Source organism: Streptomyces lothianensis, from assembly GCF_047779955.1.
Classification (GTDB): Bacteria; Actinomycetota; Actinomycetes; order Streptomycetales; family Streptomycetaceae; genus Streptomyces.
Genome location: NZ_JBLMKT010000023.1, coordinates 185,897 through 205,706 on the forward strand (window position 1 = coordinate 185,897; position 19,810 = coordinate 205,706).

Annotated in this window: 13 protein-coding genes and 2 pseudogenes; 8 read left to right on the forward strand and 7 right to left on the reverse strand. The window is 71.3% G+C overall.

Annotated elements, in window-relative coordinates; genetic code table 11:
- Window positions 1–164 precede the first annotated feature (164 nt).
- From ACLF6P_RS06835 to ACLF6P_RS06850, 4 genes are all read left to right on the forward strand, one after another.
- Window positions 165–596 (forward strand): SRPBCC family protein, encoded by a 432-nt coding sequence (locus ACLF6P_RS06835; protein ID WP_415948876.1) that lies wholly within the window; start codon window positions 165–167, stop codon window positions 594–596.
- 196 nt (window positions 597–792) lie between these two features.
- Complete coding sequence (locus ACLF6P_RS06840; RefSeq protein WP_415948877.1) at window positions 793–4,338, forward strand: DNA polymerase III subunit alpha; 3,546 nt, start codon at window positions 793–795, stop codon at window positions 4,336–4,338.
- A complete protein-coding gene (locus ACLF6P_RS06845; protein ID WP_415948879.1) occupies window positions 4,335–5,318 on the forward strand; it encodes a DNA polymerase Y family protein in 984 nt (327 codons plus the stop codon). The genes ACLF6P_RS06840 and ACLF6P_RS06845 overlap by 4 nt, the downstream gene beginning before the upstream one ends.
- 113 nt (window positions 5,319–5,431) lie before the next feature.
- Window positions 5,432–6,577: an ABC-2 transporter permease gene (locus tag ACLF6P_RS06850; RefSeq protein ID WP_415948881.1), complete on the forward strand. Its 1,146-nt coding sequence runs from the start codon at window positions 5,432–5,434 to the stop codon at window positions 6,575–6,577.
- A gap of 127 nt (window positions 6,578–6,704) precedes the next feature.
- Here the strand turns inward: ACLF6P_RS06850 and ACLF6P_RS06855 are convergent, their stop codons facing one another.
- From ACLF6P_RS06855 to ACLF6P_RS06865, 3 genes and pseudogenes are all read right to left on the reverse strand, one after another.
- A complete protein-coding gene (locus ACLF6P_RS06855) occupies window positions 6,705–7,787 on the reverse strand; it encodes a S1 family peptidase (protein WP_415948933.1) in 1,083 nt (360 codons plus the stop codon).
- Between the two features lie 474 nt (window positions 7,788–8,261).
- Window positions 8,262–9,161, reverse strand: a complete 900-nt coding sequence (locus ACLF6P_RS06860) for a S1 family peptidase (RefSeq protein ID WP_415948882.1) — start codon at window positions 9,159–9,161, stop codon at window positions 8,262–8,264.
- Between the two features lie 391 nt (window positions 9,162–9,552).
- Window positions 9,553–9,810: pseudogene (locus ACLF6P_RS06865) on the reverse strand (DUF5685 family protein); the annotation flags it as partial.
- Between the two features lie 290 nt (window positions 9,811–10,100).
- Between ACLF6P_RS06865 and ACLF6P_RS06870 the strand changes: the two are divergent.
- Window positions 10,101–10,565 (forward strand): cell division protein SepF, encoded by a 465-nt coding sequence (locus ACLF6P_RS06870; RefSeq protein WP_415948884.1) that lies wholly within the window; start codon window positions 10,101–10,103, stop codon window positions 10,563–10,565.
- Between the two features lie 108 nt (window positions 10,566–10,673).
- Here the strand turns inward: ACLF6P_RS06870 and ACLF6P_RS06875 are convergent, their stop codons facing one another.
- Together ACLF6P_RS06875 and ACLF6P_RS06880 are read right to left on the reverse strand one after the other, a co-directional pair.
- A complete protein-coding gene (locus ACLF6P_RS06875; RefSeq protein WP_415948886.1) occupies window positions 10,674–11,861 on the reverse strand; it encodes an acyl-CoA dehydrogenase family protein in 1,188 nt (395 codons plus the stop codon).
- Between the two features lie 84 nt (window positions 11,862–11,945).
- Window positions 11,946–13,673 carry an MFS transporter gene (locus tag ACLF6P_RS06880; RefSeq protein WP_415948887.1) on the reverse strand — a complete coding sequence of 576 codons (1,728 nt, stop codon included), beginning with the start codon at window positions 13,671–13,673 and terminating at the stop codon, window positions 11,946–11,948.
- A 341-nt stretch (window positions 13,674–14,014) separates the two neighbouring features.
- On the opposite strand from ACLF6P_RS06880, the gene ACLF6P_RS06885 reads away from it, so the two are divergent.
- Window positions 14,015–15,220, forward strand: coding sequence for a hypothetical protein (locus ACLF6P_RS06885; RefSeq protein ID WP_415948888.1), 1,206 nt, complete (start codon window positions 14,015–14,017; stop codon window positions 15,218–15,220).
- 216 nt (window positions 15,221–15,436) lie between these two features.
- A complete protein-coding gene (locus ACLF6P_RS06890) occupies window positions 15,437–16,444 on the forward strand; it encodes a phosphatase PAP2 family protein (RefSeq protein WP_415948890.1) in 1,008 nt (335 codons plus the stop codon).
- A gap of 60 nt (window positions 16,445–16,504) precedes the next feature.
- On the opposite strand, the gene ACLF6P_RS06895 is transcribed toward ACLF6P_RS06890, so the two are convergent.
- The gene (locus ACLF6P_RS06895; protein ID WP_415948892.1) at window positions 16,505–16,720 is read right to left on the reverse strand and encodes an I78 family peptidase inhibitor; all 216 of its coding nucleotides are present in this window, start codon (window positions 16,718–16,720) and stop codon (window positions 16,505–16,507) included.
- A 433-nt stretch (window positions 16,721–17,153) separates the two neighbouring features.
- Between ACLF6P_RS06895 and ctaD the strand changes: the two are divergent.
- A pseudogene (gene ctaD / locus ACLF6P_RS06900) lies at window positions 17,154–18,725 on the forward strand (aa3-type cytochrome oxidase subunit I); the annotation flags it as partial.
- A gap of 1 nt (window position 18,726) precedes the next feature.
- Here ctaD and ACLF6P_RS06905 read toward each other — a convergent pair.
- Complete coding sequence (locus tag ACLF6P_RS06905) at window positions 18,727–19,782, reverse strand: helix-turn-helix transcriptional regulator (protein ID WP_415948893.1); 1,056 nt, start codon at window positions 19,780–19,782, stop codon at window positions 18,727–18,729.
- Window positions 19,783–19,810: the final 28 nt, after the last annotated feature.

A 19,810-nucleotide genomic window follows, 5' to 3' on the forward strand; every position in this document is an offset into this window, starting at 1 on the left:
GCGGTCCGCACGGCGGGCCGCCACCGACCACCCCCCACTCCGGCACCCAGACTCCGGGGGCTTCGGGACAAGGCCCCGGATGCCGGCCCCGGCGCCACCGCTCCTCCCCCCACCTCAGGGAGCGGTGGCGTCGGTGTGCTCGGGCCGCGTCCTACGATCCCGGTGTGTCCGAATTCCGTATCGCCCACCGCACCCCGCTTCCCGTCCCCGAGGCCTGGCGGCGGGTGACGGACTGGGAGCGGCACGCGGCTCTGATCCCGTTCACCCGTACGACCGTCCTCACGGACGGCCCGAACCGTGCGGGCACCCGCTTCGTGGCCCGTACCGGTCTGGGCCCGCTCGGTTTCGACGACCCGATGGAGATCACCCTCTGGCAGCCCCCGTCCCCCGCGGCCCGCTGCCGCCTCAGCAAGACGGGCACGGCCCTGACGGGCTGGGCCGAGATCGAGGTCCACCCGGCGGTACGCGGCACGGGGTCCTATGTCGTCTGGTGCGAGGACCTGCGCCTCGCGCGGCTGCCCCGCTTCCTCGACGAGCCGACGGCCCGCGCGGGCCGGGTGGTGTTCGGCTACGCGCTGCGGCGGATCCTGCGGTGAGCCGCACGCGCCCCCGGCCCCGCCCGCCCCTGTGCAGCGCCCCGCCCACCCCGACCCGTCAGCGCGGCCCGTCACCCCGCCGCTCCGTACCACCCGAGAGCGAATCGCAAAGATGTTCGATACAGTGGTCTGACCAGGCCACTGAGACAGGCGTGGGTACACAGAGACAGGGGGCAGCAGTGGCGAGGTGGTACGGATGCACGGCTTTACGCATCTGCACACCGTCTCCGGATTCTCGCTGCGCTACGGCGCCTCCCACCCCGGGCAGCTCGCCGAACGGGCCGCCGAGCGCGGCATGGACGCGATCGCGCTGACCGACCGGGACAGCCTCGGTGGCTCCGTACGGTTCGCGAAGGCCGCGGGGAAGGCCGGGGTGCGGCCCCTGTTCGGGGTGGACCTCGCCGTGACCGCGCCCGCCGAGGCCGCCGGGCGCACCGAGCGGCTCCGCACCCCCGTACGCGGCGGTGCCTTCGTCGACGAATCGGCCCAGCGGGTGGTCTTCCTCGCCCGGGACGGCGCCCGCGCCTGGGCCGAACTGTGCCGGCTCGTGACCGCCGCCCACGCGGACGGCCGGCGCCCGCTGCTGCCCTGGGAGGCCGCGGAGGCCGGACACCTCACCGTGCTGCTCGGCCCGGACTCCGATGTCGGCCGCGCCCTGGCCGCCGGCCGCCCCGACCGCGCGGCCCGGCTGCTCGGCCCCTGGCGGGACCGGTTCGGGGACGCGGCGCTCCGGATCGAGGCCGTCCACCACGGACTGAGCGGCACCGGGCCCGGTTCGCTGCGGCTGGCCGCCCGCGCCCTCGGCTTCGCCGCCGAGCAGGGGATCCTGCCGGTTCTGACCAATGCCGTGCGCTATGCCGACCCGGGCCGGGGCCCGGTCGCCGATGTCCTGGACGCGGCACGCAGGCTCGTCCCGATCGACCGGCGCGGCCCGCTCGACTCCGGCGAGCGCTGGCTCAAGCCGGCCAAGGACATGGCACTGCTGGCCGAGCAGATCGCCGAGGCCGCCGGATTCCGCAGGAACGCCGCGCTGCGGCTGCTCCAGGTCACCGAGGAGACGGCCGCCGCCTGCCGCGTCGACCCCGAGGACGATCTGGGCATCGGCCGGGTCCACTTCCCCGAGCCGGATCTCGTCGGGGCGCGGCACCGCACCCCCGAACGGGTCCTGGCCTCGAAGTGCGCCGCCGCGATGGTGCTGCGCCACTACGACCGCGGGCCCGGCCGGCGCGCGTACTGGGACCGCCTGGAGGACGAGCTGCGCCTGATCGAACGGCTCGGCTACGCCTCGTACTTCCTCACCGTCGCCCAGGTCGTCGAGGACACCAGGGAGCTGGGGATACGGGTCGCCGCACGCGGCTCCGGCGCGGGCTCCCTGGTCAACCACCTCCTGGGCATCGCCACCGCCGATCCGGTCGAACACGGTCTGCTCATGGAGCGCTTCCTGTCCGACCGGCGCGCCGAGCTGCCCGATATCGACATCGACGTGGAGTCCGCCCGCCGCCTGGAGGTCTACCGCGCGATCCTCGACCGCTTCGGCCCCGGGCGGGTGGCCACCGTGTCGATGCCGGAGACGTACCGGGTCCGTCATGCCGTACGCGATACGGGTCTGGCCCTCGGTCTGGACCCCGACGAGGTGGACCGGCTCGCCAAGTCCTTCCCGCACATCAGGGCGCGCGATGCCCGCTCCGCCCTGCAGGAGCTGCCGGAGCTGCGCGGCATCGACCCGCAGGCGTACGGGCCGCGGATGTGGGATCTCGTCGAGGCCCTCGACGGGCTGCCGCGCGGGATCGCCATGCACCCGTGCGGGGTACTTCTCTCCGACACCACGCTCCTCGGGCGCACGCCGGTCGTGCCGACCAGCACCGAGAGCTTCCCGATGTCCCAGTTCGACAAGGAGGACGTGGAGGATCTCGGGCTGCTCAAGCTCGATGTGCTCGGGGTGCGGATGCAGTCCGCGATCGCGCACGCCGTCGGCGAGATCGAACGGGCGACAGGCCGCCGTATCGACATGGAGGACCCGGAGCAGGTACCGCCGGGCGACCCCAGGACGTATCAGCTCATCAAGTCCTCGCAGACACTGGGCTGCTTCCAGACCGAATCGCCCGGCCAGCGCGATCTCATCGCACGGCTGCAGCCCGAGACCTTCCACGACCTGGTCGTGGACATCTCCCTGTTCCGGCCGGGTCCGGTCGCGGCCGACATGGTCGACCCGTTCATCAAGGCCCGGCACGGCAGACAGGCGCCCGACTATCCGCACGACGACCTCAGGGAGGCGCTTGAGGACACGTACGGCGTGGTCGTCTTCCACGAGCAGATCATCAGGATCCTGCGTGTGATGACGGGCTGCTCCCTCGCCTTCGGCGACTACACCCGGCGCGCCCTGTCGAATCCCGAGCTGACCGGGCGGGTGCGGGCCTGGTTCGAGGAGGAGGCCGGCGGGCGCGGTTACACGCCGGAGGTGATCCGGCGCACCTGGGAGATCATCGAGGCCTTCGGCGCTTACGGCTTCTGCAAGGCGCATGCCGTCGCGTTCGCCGTGCCCTCGTACCAGTCCGCCTGGCTGAAGGCCCACCATCCCGCGGCCTTCTACGCGGGGCTGCTCACCCACGACCCCGGGATGTACCCGAAGCGGCTGCTGCTCGCGGACGCGCGTCGGCGCGGGGTGCCGATCCTGCCTCTTGATGTGAATGCCTCGGACTCCGCCTATCTAATCGAACTGGTGTCTGACTCAATGTCTGATCCGACGTCTGATCCAGCGTCTGATCCGGCGTCTGATCCGGCGTCCGTGCCCGCGCCCGGCCCCACCGGTCCGGGGAGTTCCCGCCCCGTTCACGGCGTACGGCTCGCGCTGAGCGATGTCCGCGGGATGAGCGAGGCCGAGGCGCGGCGGATCGTCGCGGGCCGCCCGTTCACCTCCCTGCAGGACTTCCTCTCCCGGGCCCGCCCCTCACGGCCGGTCGCCGAACGGCTCGCGCAGGTCGGCGCGCTGGACGCGTTCGGGCGCAACCGCCGGGACCTGATGCTGCACATCGCCGAACTGCAGAAGGGGCAGAAGGGCACCCCCCAGGGCCAGTTGACGCTGGGCGAGACCGACGACACCCCGGCCGAGGCGGCCCCCGCGCATCTGCCCGACCTCGACGACGCCGAGCGGCTCGGCGCGGAACTCGGCATCCTCGGCATGGACACCTCGCGGCACCTCCTCGGCGACCACCGGGAGCTGCTCGACGAACTGGGCGTGGCCACCGCCCGGCGCCTGAAGGAACTGCCGCACGGACAGGTGGTCCTGGTCGCGGGCGCGAAGGGCGCGGTCCAGACCCCGCCGGTCCGCTCCGGCAAGCGCGTCATCTTCACCACGCTCGACGACACGACGGGGCTTGTGGACTGCGCGTTCTTCGAGGACAGCCATGACGCCGGCGCGCACACCGTCTTCCACTCCTGGCTGCTGCTCGTACGCGGTGTGGTGCAGCACCGCGGCGGTGGCGGCGGCAAGGCGGTCTCCGTCACCGGTTCGGCCGCCTGGGACCTGGCCGAGCTGGCCGAACTGCGGCGTACGGGCGGGCTCTCGGCGGTGACCGAACGGCTCACCGCGCACCGGAGCGCTGCGCCGCAAAAGGAAAACGGGCGCCGTATCCAGCTGGAGACCGGCTACGAGCTGCACCCCTGGGCGGATCTGCAGCCGCCCGGTGAACCGGTCAAGCACAGCCGCAAGCTGTGGCATCAGAGCCCGGGGAGCGCGGGATGAGCGAGATCCTCTACATCCACTTCCACGAACTCGCGGACGAGGGGATCTACCGCCGGCTCCTTGACCTGCTCGCCGAGTTCACCCCGCAGGTACAGGCGCTGCCCCCGGACGCCGCGCTCGCCGACCTCACCGGCAGCCTGCGCTACTTCGGTACGGACGCCCCCGGTCTGGCCGAACGCATCCGGGCCCGTACGGGCGGTCTGCACGGCCTGCGTTCGACGGCCGGTATCGCCTCGAACCCGATGCTGGCCCGGATGGTCGCGGCCGACGGCCCGCCCTCGGCCGTACGCACCCTGCCGGACGATGTGGACGCGGTCGCGGCCTTCCTCGCCGAGAAGCCCGCCGCCGCCCTGCACGGGGTCGGGCCCGCGACCGCCCGGACCCTGTCCTCGTACGGACTCGACAGCGTCGGAAGGATCGCCGCCGCACCGCTCGGCACCCTGCAGCGGATCCTCGGCGCCGCGGCGGGCCGTCGGCTGCACGACGCGGCCCGCGGCCTCGATCCGACGCCGGTCGTCCCCGAGGGCCCGCCCCGTTCGCTGCGGGTCGAACACCGCTTCCCCGGGGACGAGCTGGACCGGGACCGGCAGCGCGCCGCGCTGCTCGCCCTCGCCGACCGGCTCGGGCTGCGGCTGCGCGCCACCTCCCAGGCGGCCCGCGCCCTCACCCTCACGGTCCGCTATGCCGACCGCTCGACCACCACCCGCACCCGCACACTGCGCGAGGCCACGGCCCACACTCCCCCGCTGACGGACCTCGCCTACGCGCTTCACGGCGGGCTGGCGCTGCAGCGCGCCCGGGTCCGCTCCCTGGCCCTGCGGGCCGATGAGCTGATCGAGGCGGAGCGCGCCTGCCACCAGCTGCTTCTCGACCCCCTTGACGAAAAGGCACGGCGGATCGAGGAAGTGGTGGACCGGGCCCGGGACAAGTTCGGGCCGGGCATCGTACGTCCGGCCGCGGCACCGCCCGACGCCGCCTGAGGACACCCGCCCCCGCCCCGGTGCGTCCGCCCCCCTCCCGCCGCGCCCGCGCCGCTCACCCGATCGGCCCCGCCACCCTGCGCCCCGCGCCCCGGGGGCCGAGCGTAGGCATCATGAGCCCACGTGGAGGACTTGACGGCGATCCGGCGACCGGTTTCCTGTCCGAGGTGAGGGACGCCGTGAGTCTGCGGACCGCGCTGCTCGTGCTGGGCGTGCTCGCGGTGCAGCTGGCCTTCATCGCCTCGTACATCGGCGCGTTCCACCAGCCGAAACCGCATGAGATCCCGATCGCCGTGGCCATGGGCACCCCCGAGCGGCAGCCGGCCGATCCGGCGCGGGCCGAGGCGGCCGAGAAACAGCTCGCCGAGGCCACCGACCAGGCGGTGCAGCGGCTGAAGGAGCTGCCGGGCAAACCGCTCAAGCCGAGCGCCAGCGCGTCCGAGGCGGAGGCGGTGGCGCGGATCAAGGACCGTGGTGTGGACGGCGCCCTGATCATCGATCCGCAGGGGACCCGGGACAAGCTGCTCGTCGCCGGCGGTGCGGGGGCCTCGCTCTCGCAGGCGCTCGAAGCCGTCATGGCCAAGGTGGAGGGCGAGCAGAACCGGACCTTCACCACGGTGGACGTGGTGCCGGAGGCAGCGGGTGACGCGCGCGGTCTGTCCGCCTTCTACCTCGTGGTGGGCTGGTGCGTGGGCGGCTATCTGTGCGCCTCGGCCCTCGCCATCAGCGCGGGCGCCAAGCCCGCCAATCCGGCGCGTGCGGTGATCCGGCTCGCCGTGATGGCCGTGTACTCGGTGGTCGCCGGGCTGCTCGGTGCGGTGATCACCGGGCCGATCCTGGACGCGCTGCCGGGCAGCGTCATGGCGCTGTGGGGGCTCGGCGCCCTGCTGGTCTTCGCCGTGGGTGCGATCACGCTCGCGTTCCAGGGTCTTGCCGGGGTCGTCGGGATCGGGCTCGCGATCCTGCTCGTGGTGGTGCTCGGCAATCCGAGTGCCGGCGGCGCCTACCCGTATCCGCTGCTTCCGGGCTTCTGGCGGCATCTCGGGCCAGTCTTGCCGCCGGGCGCGGGCACGTTCGCGGCGCGTTCCATCGCGTACTTCAAGGGCAACGGCGCCGCCGGGCCGTTCCTGACGCTCGCGGGCTGGGCGGTGGGGGCGACGGCGGTGACGCTGGTCATGTCCTTCGTACGGCAGGACAAGCAGAACCTCGCGGGTGCCGCGGGGGCGGGCTCCGGTGGCGCCGAGGACACGCGCGTATGAACTCCGAGGACACGCTCGCTCGTATGGGCCCTCGCGCGGGAACCCCCTGAAGCGCGCGTCGGCCCTCCCCGGTACGGACCGGGGAGGGCCGATTCGCTGCCGCGGCTCCAGCTGCCGCGGCTCCGGCTCAGCCGATCTCTGCGCCGAAGACCTGGAGCGCCTCGGTCACCGGCTGGAAGAAGGTCTGGCCGCCCGAGCTGCAGTTGCCGCTGCCGCCGGAGGTGAGGCCGACCGCCTGGTCGCCCGCGAAGAGCGAGCCGCCGCTGTCGCCGGGCTCGGCGCAGACGGTGGTCTGGATCAGGCCGTGCACGATGTCACCGTTGCCGTAGTTGACGGTGGCGTCCAGGGCCACGACCTCGCCGCCGTGCAGCTGCGTGGTGGAGCCGCTGCGCTGCACCTGCATGCCGACCGTGGCCTCGGTGGCGCCGGTGATCGGCCGGCTGCTGCCGTCGTAGAGGTCGACCTCGCTCGGGTGCTCGACGCCCTCGTTGTAGCGCACCAGGGCGAAGTCGTTGTCCGGGAAGGAGGATTCGACCATCTCGCCGAGCTCGGCGCCCCGGGCGTCCTGCCAGGTGGAGCCCGCCTGGCCGCAGTGGCCCGCGGTGATGAAGTGCGGGGCGCCGTCCTTGACGACGTTGAAGCCGAGCGAGCAGCGTCCGCCGCCGCTCAGAATCGCCTCGCCGCCGGCGATGAACTTCTTGAACTCGCCCTTGGTTCGCTGCAGTTCGGCCTTGCCGTCCAGGCTCTCGACGACGTCCGTGAGCTGGTTCCACTCGGCTTGTGAGACCGTGCGGTCGGCGGTGACGACCACCTTGTTGGTGGTCGGGTCGGTGGCCCATGAGGTGCCGGGGATGGTGGCCCGGTCGGCCAGGGTGCTGCGGGCGCCGTTCAGTTCGGCCGGCGAGTTCTCCACGACTCTGGCCTTGCCGCCGGCCTCCTCGACCAGCGCGGCCGCGGCCTCGTCGACCACGTTGACGACGAGGGTCCGGCTCTCGGCGTCGTAGTACGCGCCTGCGGCATCCGTGCCGAGGTCCTCGCCGAGTACGGAGGCGAGCTTTCCGGCCGCGGCTGCCGAGAGGGTCCTGGGCTCAGGTGTGGGGGATTCCTGGCTCGCGTTCGCAGTCTGGAACGTCAAACCCGCGGCGACGAGCGCGGCGATGCCCGCTCCTGCGACCGCGGCCCGGCGCCTGGGTATGCGTCGGTGCTTCAAGTTCACGACCTCCTGTGGGGGGTCGGTCCCGGTGCGTGGGGGTCATCGGGACCGGAAGGCGTACGGGTCGGGCCCGACTCCATGAGAAAAAGCCGTGCTCCTGCCCGTGTTGTGGCGCCCACTATTCCGATACCGACTGGTAGCACACAAGGTCGACTTCAGGACGCGTGCACGACAACAGGCCCACAGCCCACAGGGGTTGGTATCCCCCAGTAACCCGAAGTCGCCCTTCGCTGCAAACACCGGGTGCGAACACCTCGTCAGCAGTCCGTGAGGACTAGTCCTGTCTTGAAATCGCCCCTCGGCGGCGGGTCTTCGACGGTCGGCGGCGGGCCTTCGACGGTGCGCTGCACGCGGCGCGGCATGTGCGCTGCACGCGGGTCGGCATGTCTGCTGCACGCGCGGCGGCATGGGTGAGCCCCCGCCCTGCGTACGGACGGGGGCCGCTGCGGCCGGAGGGGTGTGCCCCGTGGCCTAGTAGACGTTGACCCCGTAGTTCCTCAGGGCCTCGGTGACCGGCTGGAAGAAGGTCGTACCGCCCCACCTGCAGTTTCCGGAGCCGCCGGAGGTCAGGCCGATGGCGAGGCTGCCGGAGTAGAGCGGACCGCCGGAGTCCCCGGGCTCGGCACAGACATTGGTGCGGATCATGCCGCGGACGATGTCACCGCCACCGTAGTTCACGGTGGCGTTGAGGCCCGTGACCGTACCGCTGTGGGTGCCGGTGGTGGAGCCGCGGCGGGTGACGGACATGCCGACCCTGGCATCGGCGGCGCCGGTGATGTCCTGGCGGCCGACGGTGCCCGGGTGCGAGATCGAGGAGTTCGAGTACCGCACGATGCCGTAGTCGTTGCCGGGGAAGCTGGAGCCTGCGGTCGGGCCGATCAGCTGGGAGCGGCCCGCGTTGGCGTACCAGTTGCCCGCGCCGTCGGTGCAGTGCCCGGCGGTCAGGAAGTAGTAGGTGGAGCCGCTGCGGACGTTGAAGCCGAGCGAACAGCGCCACCCGGAGGCGTAGACGGCATCGCCGCCGGAGATCAGCTTGGTGAACCTGCCGGGCGTCCGCTCGATCTTCAGGGCGCCGGCCTGGGCGCCGGCGGTGCGCCTGATCTCGTTGATCTCCGCGGGCGAGACGGTCTCGTCGACCGTCACGACAAGACGGTTCGACTTGGGGTCGATATTCCATGCGGTGCCGGCGACGTCCGCCTCGAGCACCGCATCGCTCGCCCGGGCGAGCTGGGCGGCACTGTACGTGCTGGGCTCGTCGGCGTTGGCGGTGGGTGCGGCGAGCGCCGCCGCGACCACCAGGCCGGTGCCGACGGCGATCAGCCGGATACGTCTCGCCATACCGCGGTGGGGGTTGGTGCGCCTGATCCTCACTGGTCGTTCCTCCCGAGGGGGATCGGGGGCCCGTTTACGTGGGGTTGCCGGGCCCGTGAGGCGCAGTCAGGGGCGTCCGCACTCCCGATTCGGTGTGCCCCTGACAAACGCTGTTCGGGAGTATTCGGTCCGCGGGCCGACGCCACAAGAACGCCTTTTCGGCCGTCCGGCCCAGCAGCCCGCCCCGGCCCAGGCCCCCATCCCGGCCCGGGGTTCACATCCGGCGCCCGGTCCTCAGCAGTCGCAGCCGCCGCAGTCGCAGTCACAGTCGCGGCAGCAGCCCCCGCGCTTCTTGCGCGACCACGGGCCCTCGTACTCCTTGGCACAGCAGAGCCGGCAGGTGCGGCAGAGCCCGATGAACACCGCGCATCCGGCCCAGAATCCGCGTCGGCCCCTGGGCGGTTCCGGCGCGGGCAGCCCGCCGCCTTGAGGAAGGGCAAGGTCCCGCGGTGCGCCTCCAGTCGGCGCTCCTCCCCGCCTGAGCCTCCGTCAGGACCGAGATGAGCAGGCCGTCGTAGTTGGTGACGATCCGCGAGAGCTGGCCGTGGTCCTTGCGCAGCGCGAGACACAGCCCGCAAAGATGCGCCATCCACTGGGACTTGAGGCCCTCGCCCAGACGATGACCGCAGGGCCGCACGATTCCGAACACGCCGGCACTCCCCCGTGAGGTCTCGATGGAACGGGCCGCGGCATCGCACCGGCCACGAGATCTCCACGACACGCCGGTATCACCCGTACGCCACAACAAATACTATTTCACTCACTGTCAGCAGCCGTGCCCGCCGGGACCCTTGCGGATTGGGGGGTACGTTCTGCACCAGTACCGTCACAAACCCCTGGCACAGCGAAAAACAGCTGGGTCAACGCGGAGCCCACTGAGCATCATGGACGACCATAGGGGGCGTGCGGGGTTCAGAACCGCTGCGAGAGGAGGCGTCCATGGGATCGGTACGTAAGGCAAGCGCCTGGCTTGGCCTCGTCGACGACAACGATGACGAGCGCTACTACGGCGGATACGAAGACGACGGTGGCGACGCGGTCGACTCGGCCGTGGAGTCCCGTACGGACAACACCTGGGTCACCGACCCGCGGGTGCGCGTCGCCTCGCAGGCCGCCGAGGAGCAGGGACGGCGGATCGGCACCGTCACGCCGGACAGCTTCCGCGATGCCCGCGGCATCGGTGAACTGTTCCGCGACGGGGTGCCCGTCATCGTGAACCTGACCGCGATGGAACCTTCGGACGCCAAGCGCGTGGTGGACTTCGCGGCCGGTCTGACCTTCGGACTGCGCGGTTCCATCGAGCGCGTGGCGGGCCGGGTCTTCCTGCTCACCCCGGCCAACACCCAGATCGTCAGCGGTGAGACGGCCGCGCGTCCGGCGGACGGCTTCTTCAACCAGAGCTGAGCCGCGGCCCGCTCCCCTCGGAGCGGGCCGCGCTCGGCGAGGCCGACGTACCCGCCCGCGCGTGCCCGTACGCGCCCGTGCGCGGCGCCGCCGGCCGTCAGCGGCCGCTCACCGGAAGGCGTCGAGCCCGGTGAGCGCCTTGCCGAGCACCAACTGGTGCATCTCGACGGTGCCTTCGTAGGTGAGCACCGATTCGAGATTCGTCGCATGACGCATCACGGGGTACTCCAGCGAAATTCCGTTCGCACCGAGGATGGTGCGCGAGGTCCGGCAGATCTCGATGGCCTCGCGCACGTTGTTGAGCTTGCCGAAGCTGATCTGCTCGGGGCGCAGCCGCCCGGCGTCCATCCGGCGGCCCAGGTGGTGGGCGAGCAGGATCCCCTTGTGCAGTTCGAGGGCCATGTCGGCGAGCTTGGCCTGGGTGAGCTGGAAGCCGCCGATAGGCTTCCCGAACTGCTCTCGGGTCTTCGCGTAGTCGAGCGCCGCCTCGAAACTGGCGCGGGCGGCGCCCATCGAGCCCCAGACGATGCCGTAGCGCGCGTGGCTCAGGCAGCCGAGCGGGCCGCGCAGTCCTGTGACCTCGGGCAGCACCGCGCTCGCGGGCAGCCGCACCTCGTCCATCACCAGCTCGCTGGTGACGGAGGCGCGCAGGGACCACTTGTGCTTGATCTCGGGGGCCGAGAAGCCGGGGCTGTCGGTGGGGACGACGAAGCCGCGGATCCCGTCGTCGGTCTGCGCCCAGACGACGGCGACCTTCGCCACCGATCCGTTGGTGATCCACATCTTGCGACCGGTGAGCACCCAGTCGCCGCCGTCCCGCTTCGCGTATGTACGCATGGCGGCCGGGTCGGAGCCGATGTCGGGTTCGGTCAGGCCGAAGCAGCCGATGGCCTCGCCCGCCGCCATCTGCGGCAGCCACTGCTGCTTCTGCTCCTCGGAGCCGAACCGCCAGATCGCGTACATGGCGAGGGAGCCCTGCACGGAGACGAGGGAGCGGATGCCGGAGTCGGCGGCTTCGAGCTCCAGGCAGGCGAGCCCGTACTGCACGGCGCTCGCCCCGGCGCACCCGTAGCCGCTGAGCGACATCCCGAGCGCGCCGATCCCGCCCAGCTCGCGGGCGAGTTCCCGCACCTCGGGCAGTTCGCCGCGCTCGTACCAGTCGGCGATGCGCGGCAGTACGCGGTCGGCGGCCCAGGAGCGGACGGTGTCCCGTACGGCGAGGTCCTCGGGTTCGAGCAGGTCGTCGAGCCCGAGGGGATCGCGGGGGTCGAAGGAAGGTGCTGAGGATGCGGACATGACCGGCCTCCAGTGCGGGCGCCTAAAACTAGCGGTGGTAGCCGACAGTACCAACCCGGCGCATCCCGGCCCGGGGGTGCAACCTCAGCCCCGCGACTCCGCGGCCGCGGGCTCGCGCGAGGACCTGCGCACCGCGCCCGTCTGCGCGGCGCCCGTCTGCACGGCGGCCTTCTGCACGGCGGTCTTCTGCACGGCGGTCTTCTCGCGGGCGGCCGGCGCCGGGACCGGCGCGATCGCGTCCTGAGAGCCGCAGGCCATCGCCCGCGGCAGCCGCAGCGCCGCCACCGCTCCCATCAACAGCAGCCCCGCGCTGACCAGCAGCGTCACATGGAGCCCGTTGACGAAGGAGTCCCGCGCCGCCGAGCGCAGCACGTCGCCCACGCCGCCGCCCAGCGAGTCGGCCACCTGGTAGGCCTCGCCCAGCGAGTGCGAGGCGGACGCGCGGGCCGGCTCCGGCACGCCGCTCGCCGAGTCGAGGCCCGGCGCGTAGGCCGCGTTCATGACGCTGCCGAGCAGCGCTATGCCCATGCCGCCGCCGAGCTGGTACGAGGTCTCGCCGATCGCGGCCGCCCCGCCGGCCTGCCCCGGCGGGGCCTCGCTGAGCATGGATTCGTACGAGCCGAAGAGCGTGGTCTGCAGCCCGAAGCCGAGCAGGACGAAGCCGGCCAGCATCAGCGGCGGGTTGTCCTCGTGTCCGAGGAAGGTCAGGACGAGCACCGCGGCCGCCGTGAGGAGGAAGCCGCAGACGACCATCGCGCGCGGCCCGACCACCGGCAGGATCCGCGAGCCGACGAGTCCGCCGACCATCGCGGCGAGCGTCAGCGGCACCATCCGCAGCCCGGTCTGAAGGGGCGAGAGCCCGAGGACGAGTTGCAGATACTGTGCGGCGATCAGCATCAGCCCGACGAGCGCCAGCATGGCGAGCACGATGCAGCTGACCGAGGTCCCGAAGGCGGCCCGCGAGAACATCGACAGATCGACCAGGGGATGTCTGCGCCGCCGCTGCCGGCGCACGAACAGCATCAGGAGCACGGCGCCGACACCCAGGGGCACGAGGGCCATCGCATCGAGCACGCCCCCGCCGTCGCCCGCGTACTTCACACCGAGCACGACACCGAAGAGACCGCAGGCGGCCATCAGCGCGCCGACGACGTCCCAGGGCCCTTCGCGGTCGCCGGTCGACTCGGGCAGCAGCCAGCGCCCGGCGAACAGGCTCGTGAACATCAGCGGGATGTTGATCAGGAAGACCGCACCCCACCAATAGTGCTCGAGGAGGAAGCCGCCGAGCAGCGGTCCGGCGGCCGCACCGACCGCCGCGACGGCGGTCCAGACGCCGATGGCCACCGCGCGCTCGCGCCGGTCGGGGAAGACCTGGCGGACGATCGAGAGCGTGGCGGGCATGATCATCGCGCCGCCGACGCCGAGCAGGGCACGCGCGGCTATCAGGAGCTGCGGCGAATCGGCGAGCGCGGCCAGCGCGGAGGCGGCGCCGAAGAGGCCGTAACCGAGCAGCAGCACCTTGCGGCGGCCGACGCGGTCGCCGAGGGTGCCGAAGAGGATGAGGAGGGCCGCGCAGACCAGCGGGTACGCGTCCACGATCCACAGCAGCTGGATGCCACCCGGCTTGAGGTCCTCGGAGACGGCGGGCACCGCGACGTGCAGCACGGTCGAGTCGATCGCCACGATCGCGAGGGATACGCACAGGACGATCAGGACGACCCAGCGGTTGGCTCCGCTCTCGGGGGGTGTCGGGCACAGACGCCGGGCCACGGCCAGGGGCCGCCGTGTGGCAGCCGTGGTCGTCCCGCTCATCCGTGTACCTCCAGTGGCCCTCGAACAGTGGCCCTCGAACGCTGCCGCCGGGTGGGGGCCGGACGGGTGCGCCGTGCGAGTGAGCCGTCAGATTACGCGAGTCCGGTGCGGGTGCGCGTGGCCCATCTCTCATGTGCTCACGCGCCGGTTGTGGAATACACCACCGTTCGGCTCATACGGGGACACAGGCCGCGCGCGGTCCGGGGGCTGCGAGCCGGGGCAGGACCGGCGCTGCGAGCCCGGGCAGGACGGGCGCCGCGACCCGGGGCAGGACGGGCGCTGCGAGCCGGACCGGAAGGGCGCTGCGGGCCGCGATCCGGGCCGCGCCGATAATCGAGCCCGTGACCGACCTTGATCCACACCCCCGGACAGCCACCGGCCGCCTCGCACGGGCGCTGCGCCACGCGGCGCCCGCACTGCTCGTGTACGCGGCGGTGCGCGCGCTCGGCCTCGCGGTGCTCGCCGTGTGGTGCCTGGGTACCGGCAAGAGCCCGCACACACTCCTGACCGCCCGCTGGGACTCGCTCTGGTACACCCGGGTCGCCGAACACGGCTACGGCTGGCAGACCACGCTGCCGGACGGCTCGGTCCACTCCAACCTGGCGTTCTTCCCGCTGCTGCCCTGGCTGGAGAAGGCACTGGCGGCCGTCAGCCCGCTGTCGTACGCGGACGCCGGGATGCTCGTCGCCTGGCTCTCCTCGCTCGCCGCGGCCTGGGGGATCTTCCTGATCGCCGACCGCCTGTACCGGGAAGGAAAGGCGCGGAGCGCGGCCCTGGAAGGGCGGCACTCGGAGACCGGTGGGCGGGCCGGGGTCTGCGCCGTGGCGCTGTGGGCGGTGCTTCCGGTCGGGATCGTGGCGTCGATGGCGTACAGCGAGGCACTGTTCACGGCGCTGGCCGCCTGGTCGCTGTACGCGGTGCTGCGCGAGCGCTGGGTGACGGCGGGGTTGCTGGCGGCGCTGGCGGGACTGACCCGGCCGGTCGGCATGGCGGTGGTGGCTGCCCTGTGGGTCACGGCCGTCCTCTTCCTCCTGCGGGAGCGGAGGGCGCCCTGGCGGATGGTGCTCGGCATGGTGCTCGCGCCGCTGGGTGCGGCCGGGTACGTGCTGTGGGTCGGCCTGCGAACGGGCGGCGGGCCGTTCGGCTACCTCGACGTGCAGAAGCAGTGGGGCAACGGCTTCGACTTCGGCTACGCGTTCCTGCGCTTCATCACCGACAAGTTCACGTCGTTTCCCTCGGCGCTCGCCGGGGTGGGCCTGATCCTCGGGGTCGCCCTCGTGATCTGGCTGTACGTGACGGGCGTACGGCAGCACCAGCCCGTACCGCTCCTGGTCTACACCGGGATCGTGGTGACGCTCGCGCTCTGCGCCTCCGGCTACTTCGGCTCCAAGCCCCGGCTGCTGCTGCCCGCGTTCCCGCTGCTCCTGCCCCCGGCTCTCGCCCTCGCCCGGCTGCGGACGTCCAGGTCGGCGGCGGTCCTCGCAGTGGCGGGCGTGGGCTCCGCGGTGTACGGCGCGCTTTGGCTGAACGGCTCCGGGCCGCCGTGATCGCCCCGCCGAATCCCCGGAGCTTATCGGTGAACAAATTGCGTCGCCCGATAAAACAGACGCGGAACCGAAGTCCGAATAACGATCCGAGAGGCCCGGACCTTTTGACCGAAGGTAGGAATAGAGGCCGTACTGAGATCAATCCCACATCACATCGTCATCACAAAGACACCGATTCGGCGTGGGCCGACACTCACCCGCTGTAACGTCGATTGAGTGCGTACCGAACAAAACCTCACCCGTCCGGACCGGCTCTTCGCCCGTCTGGACCGTGAGCCTGAGCGGCCGCAGAACCTTGATGTCCCGCGAATGAGCCCGCACCGGATCGTGCTTCTCGGCTCGACCCTGGTCTTCTACGTGCTCATCGTCGTGGCGGTCATCAACACCACCTTCCTGGTCCGGCTCGACTGGCAGCTGATGTTCTTCCGGCCGTACCAGCAGTGGCCCGAGGTGCACGCGTTCATCGACTACTACGTGGTGCTCGGCCAGCGCGGCCCCACCGCCGTGATGGTCCTGGCCTGGCTGGGCTGGCGCTCCTGGCGGCAGCACACGCTGCGTCCGCTCCTGATGCTCGGCACCTCCCTGCTGCTGCTCAACGTGACAGTGGGGGCCGCCAAGATCGGCATGGGCCGGCTCGGCCCGCACTACGCCACACAGATCGGCGCCAACGAGATGTGGCACTTCGGCGCCGGCGATATATTTCCCTCCGGCCACACCGCCAACGCCGTCGTGACCTGGGGCATCCTCGCCTACCTGGCCTCCAGCCAGCGCGCCCGCCGCTACCTGTCGGCCACCTCCGCGATCGTAGCGCTCGGCGTCGGACTCAGCACGGTGTACCTCGGTACGCACTGGCTCAGCGACGTCCTGCTCGGCTGGGCCGCGGGCCTGCTGATCCTGCTCGCGCTGCCCTGGTTCGAGCCGCTGGCCGCCAGGGCCGAGGCCCGGATCTTCGCCCTGCGCGAGCGGGTCCGCGAACACCGCGCCGTCGGCGCCCCCGTCCCGTCCGGCGCGACAGCCGTGCTCGCGCAGCGCACCACGGCCGAGGACGAGGCACCCACGCCCGTCCCCGAGCCGGTCACGGCGGTCAGGCACCCGGTCCGGGCGCACCGCGGCCACACGGCCCGCCCGGAACGCACCGCGGCAGCACCGGCCGGCGGCCGACGGCCGCAGCATCCCGAGCGCGCCTCCCGCCCCGCCCCGGCCAGTCCGGTCACGGGCGGCTGAAACACCCCGGGGCCGCTCACGGGCGATCGACCGCGCCCAGGGCCACCCGGGGCCGCCGCCTCAGCCCTTCCAGCAGCGCGTCACCGCGCCGTCCGTGACCTCGAAGTTCAGCCGTCCGACGACGTACTCCATGGTGATGACGGCGCCGGGCGGAAGCGATCTGACGGTGCTCCAGCCGTGCTCGCGGGCCCGCTGCTCGGCGCTGCTCTCCTCCAGTCCGACATAGCTCTCGAAGCTGTCCTGGGGTTCCGCTCCCGGCGTGGGTATGGATGCCATACGCCCACCGTAGGCGCCTTGGTGCGACGACCGGAAGAGCTTCCCCGCGGCCGCCACCACGCGTCACCTGTCCGCCCTCTGTCACGCTTGTGTCACAGCTCCACGACACCGCTTTATCCGCGGATACTTCACACGAACGAGGGGTTGTTAATTCCCGGAGCGGGCAGCCGGAAAGTCCGTATGTATCCTCGGTAATTCCGTCCCGCACGACTAGCGGTGATCATTCCGTTATGACGATCGCAGGGGCGCGCCGAGCGGTTGGCGAGCCTCGACGAATTCACAGTTCCCGCACAGAATCACCCGCGGGCCCAACCATTTCGCGCCCGCGCAGGACCGTGACTCCCTTCCGTACGCCCCCTGTTGGAGCCGCGCCCGCCGCGAGCATCATGGCGGGTGCTCCAGTGTCCGGACGCGACAATGCGAGGGAGCAGGTATGGGGACGGAAACCGTGCGGGAGGCCGTCGACGCGGCCCCGGTCCGCCGGCGGGGCCGAGTCGTCGTCGACTGGCTGACGACCACCGACCACAAGAAGATCGGGCATCTCTACCTGATCACGTCCTTCGGCTTCTTCCTGGTCGCCGGCCTCATGGCCCTGATGATGCGGGCCGAACTCGCCCGCCCCGGGCTGCAGCTCATGAGCAACAACGAGTTCAACCAGGCGTTCACCCTGCATGGCACGATCATGCTGCTGCTCTTCGCGACGCCGACCTTCGCGGGCTTCGCCAACGAGATCATGCCGCTGCAGATCGGTGCGCCCGACGTGGCCTTCCCACGGCTCAACATGCTCTCGTACTGGCTGTTCCTGTTCGGCGGCCTGATCGTGCTCGGCTCGCTGCTGGTGCCCTCGGGCCCGGCGAACTTCGGCTGGTTCGCCTACGCGCCGCTCAACAGCCTGGAGCGCTCACCGGGGATCGGCGCCGATCTGTGGATCATGGGCCTCGCCCTGTCCGGCTTCGGCACGATCCTGGGCTCGGTGAACTTCCTGACCACGATCATCGGGATGCGGGCGCCCGGCATGACCATGTTCCGGATGCCGATCTTCACGTGGAACGTACTGTTCACGTCCATCCTCGTGCTGGTCGCCTTCCCCGTGCTCGCGGCCGCGCTCCTTGTCCTGGAGGCCGACCGGCGGTTCGGCTCGGTGGTCTTCGAGGCGGAGTTCGGAGGTGCGCTGCTCTGGCAGCATCTCTTCTGGTTCTTCGGGCATCCGGAGGTCTACATCATCGCCCTGCCGTTCTTCGGCATCATCTCGGAGATCATCCCGGTGTTCAGCCGCAAGCCGATCTTCGGCTATCTCACGCTGGTCGGTGCCACGGCGGCGATCACCGGGCTGTCCATCGTGGTCTGGGCGCACCACATGTTCGCGACGGGCGCGGTCCTGCTGCCCTTCTTCTCCTTCATGTCCTTCCTGATCGCGGTACCGACGGGGGTGAAGTTCTTCAACTGGACGGGGACCATGCTGCGGGGCTCGCTGAGCTTCGAGACCCCGATGCTGTGGTCGATCGGCTTCCTCGTCTCGTTCCTGTTCGGCGGTCTGACCGGGGTGATCCTCGCCTCGCCGCCGATGGACTTCCATGTCACCGACTCGTACTTCGTCGTCGCGCACTTCCACTACGTGGTCTTCGGCACGGTGGTCTTCGCGACCTTCGGCGGCTTCTTCTTCTGGTGGCCGAAGTTCACCGGCAAGATGCTCGACGAGCGGCTGGGGAAGATCCAGTTCTGGACGCTGTTCGTCGGCTTCCACACCACGTTCCTGGTGCAGCACTGGCTGGGCGCGGAGGGGATGCCGCGGCGGTACGCGGACTATCTGGCCGCGGACGGGTTCACGGTGCTCAACACCATCTCGACGATCGGCGCGTTCCTGCTGGGCCTGTCCAACCTGCCGTTCCTCTACAACCTCTGGAAGACCGCGAAGTACGGGAAGCAGGTCGACGCCGACGACCCCTGGGGATACGGGCGCTCCCTGGAGTGGGCGACCACGTGTCCGCCGCCGCGGCACAACTTCCTCATGCTGCCCCGGATCCGTTCGGAGTCCCCGGCGCTCGATCTGCACCATCCGGAGTTCGCGGCGCTGCGCCGCTCGCCCTGGCAGGAGGAGCCGAACGCTCCAGTGCCCGCGAAAGACGGTCGCGGCTCCGCGTGAGGTGCTCGCCGAGCTCGGCCGGTGCGAGCACGTCGAACTCGTAGCCCATGAGCATCACATGGATGACCATGCCGTCGAGGCTCATGGCACCGGTGTGCAGGATGCAGCTGTTGTCCGTCTCGGCTTCGAGGACCCCGGTCGACGGCGTGATGTGCTGCTGAGCCTCCGCGAGCGGTACGTGCAGACGGAACGTCGCCCGCGCGTCGTAGGCCTGGTGCGAGACGCCGCGCGAGACGTACGCGGCGAGATCCTCGGCGGGCGGTGTGCGCGGCGCGAAGCGCGGGCCGTGCGGCGGCCTCGGGGTGATGCGGTCGGCACGGAAGGTGCGCCAGTCGGCCCGGTCCACGTCCCAGGCGACGAGGTACCAGCGGCGCTCGGTGCACACGAGGCGGTGCGGTTCGACCGTGCGGCGGGTGGGGTTGCCGCCGTGGTCGCGGTACTCGAAGCGCAGCAGTTCGCCGTCGCGGCAGACGCCGGCGAGTTCGGTGAGGACGCAGGGGTCGACGGCCGAGGAGCGCCCGGCGCGCAGCATCGGCACGGTGTAGGCATTCAGGGTGCTGACGCGCCTGCGCAGCCGCTCGGGCAGCACCTGCTCCAGTTTGGCGAGCGCGCGAACCGAGCTCTCGCCGATGCCTTCGATGCCCTGTCCCGCGGCCGTACGCAGCCCCACCGCGACAGCCACCGCCTCCTCGTCGTCGAGCAGCAGCGGCGGCATCTCGGCGCCGACGCCGAGCCGGTAGCCGCCGCCGGTGCCGGATGAGGCGTGGACCGGGTAGCCGAGTTCGCGCAGCCGGTCGACATCGCGGCGGACCGTGCGGGCGGTGACGCCGAGGCGGTCGGCGAGGTCGGCTCCGGACCACTCGCGGTGCGCCTGCAGCAGGGAGAGCAGTTTCAGGAGCCGGGCCGAGGTTTCGAGCATGCGGGCGAGTCTGCCATCGCGCCGTGGG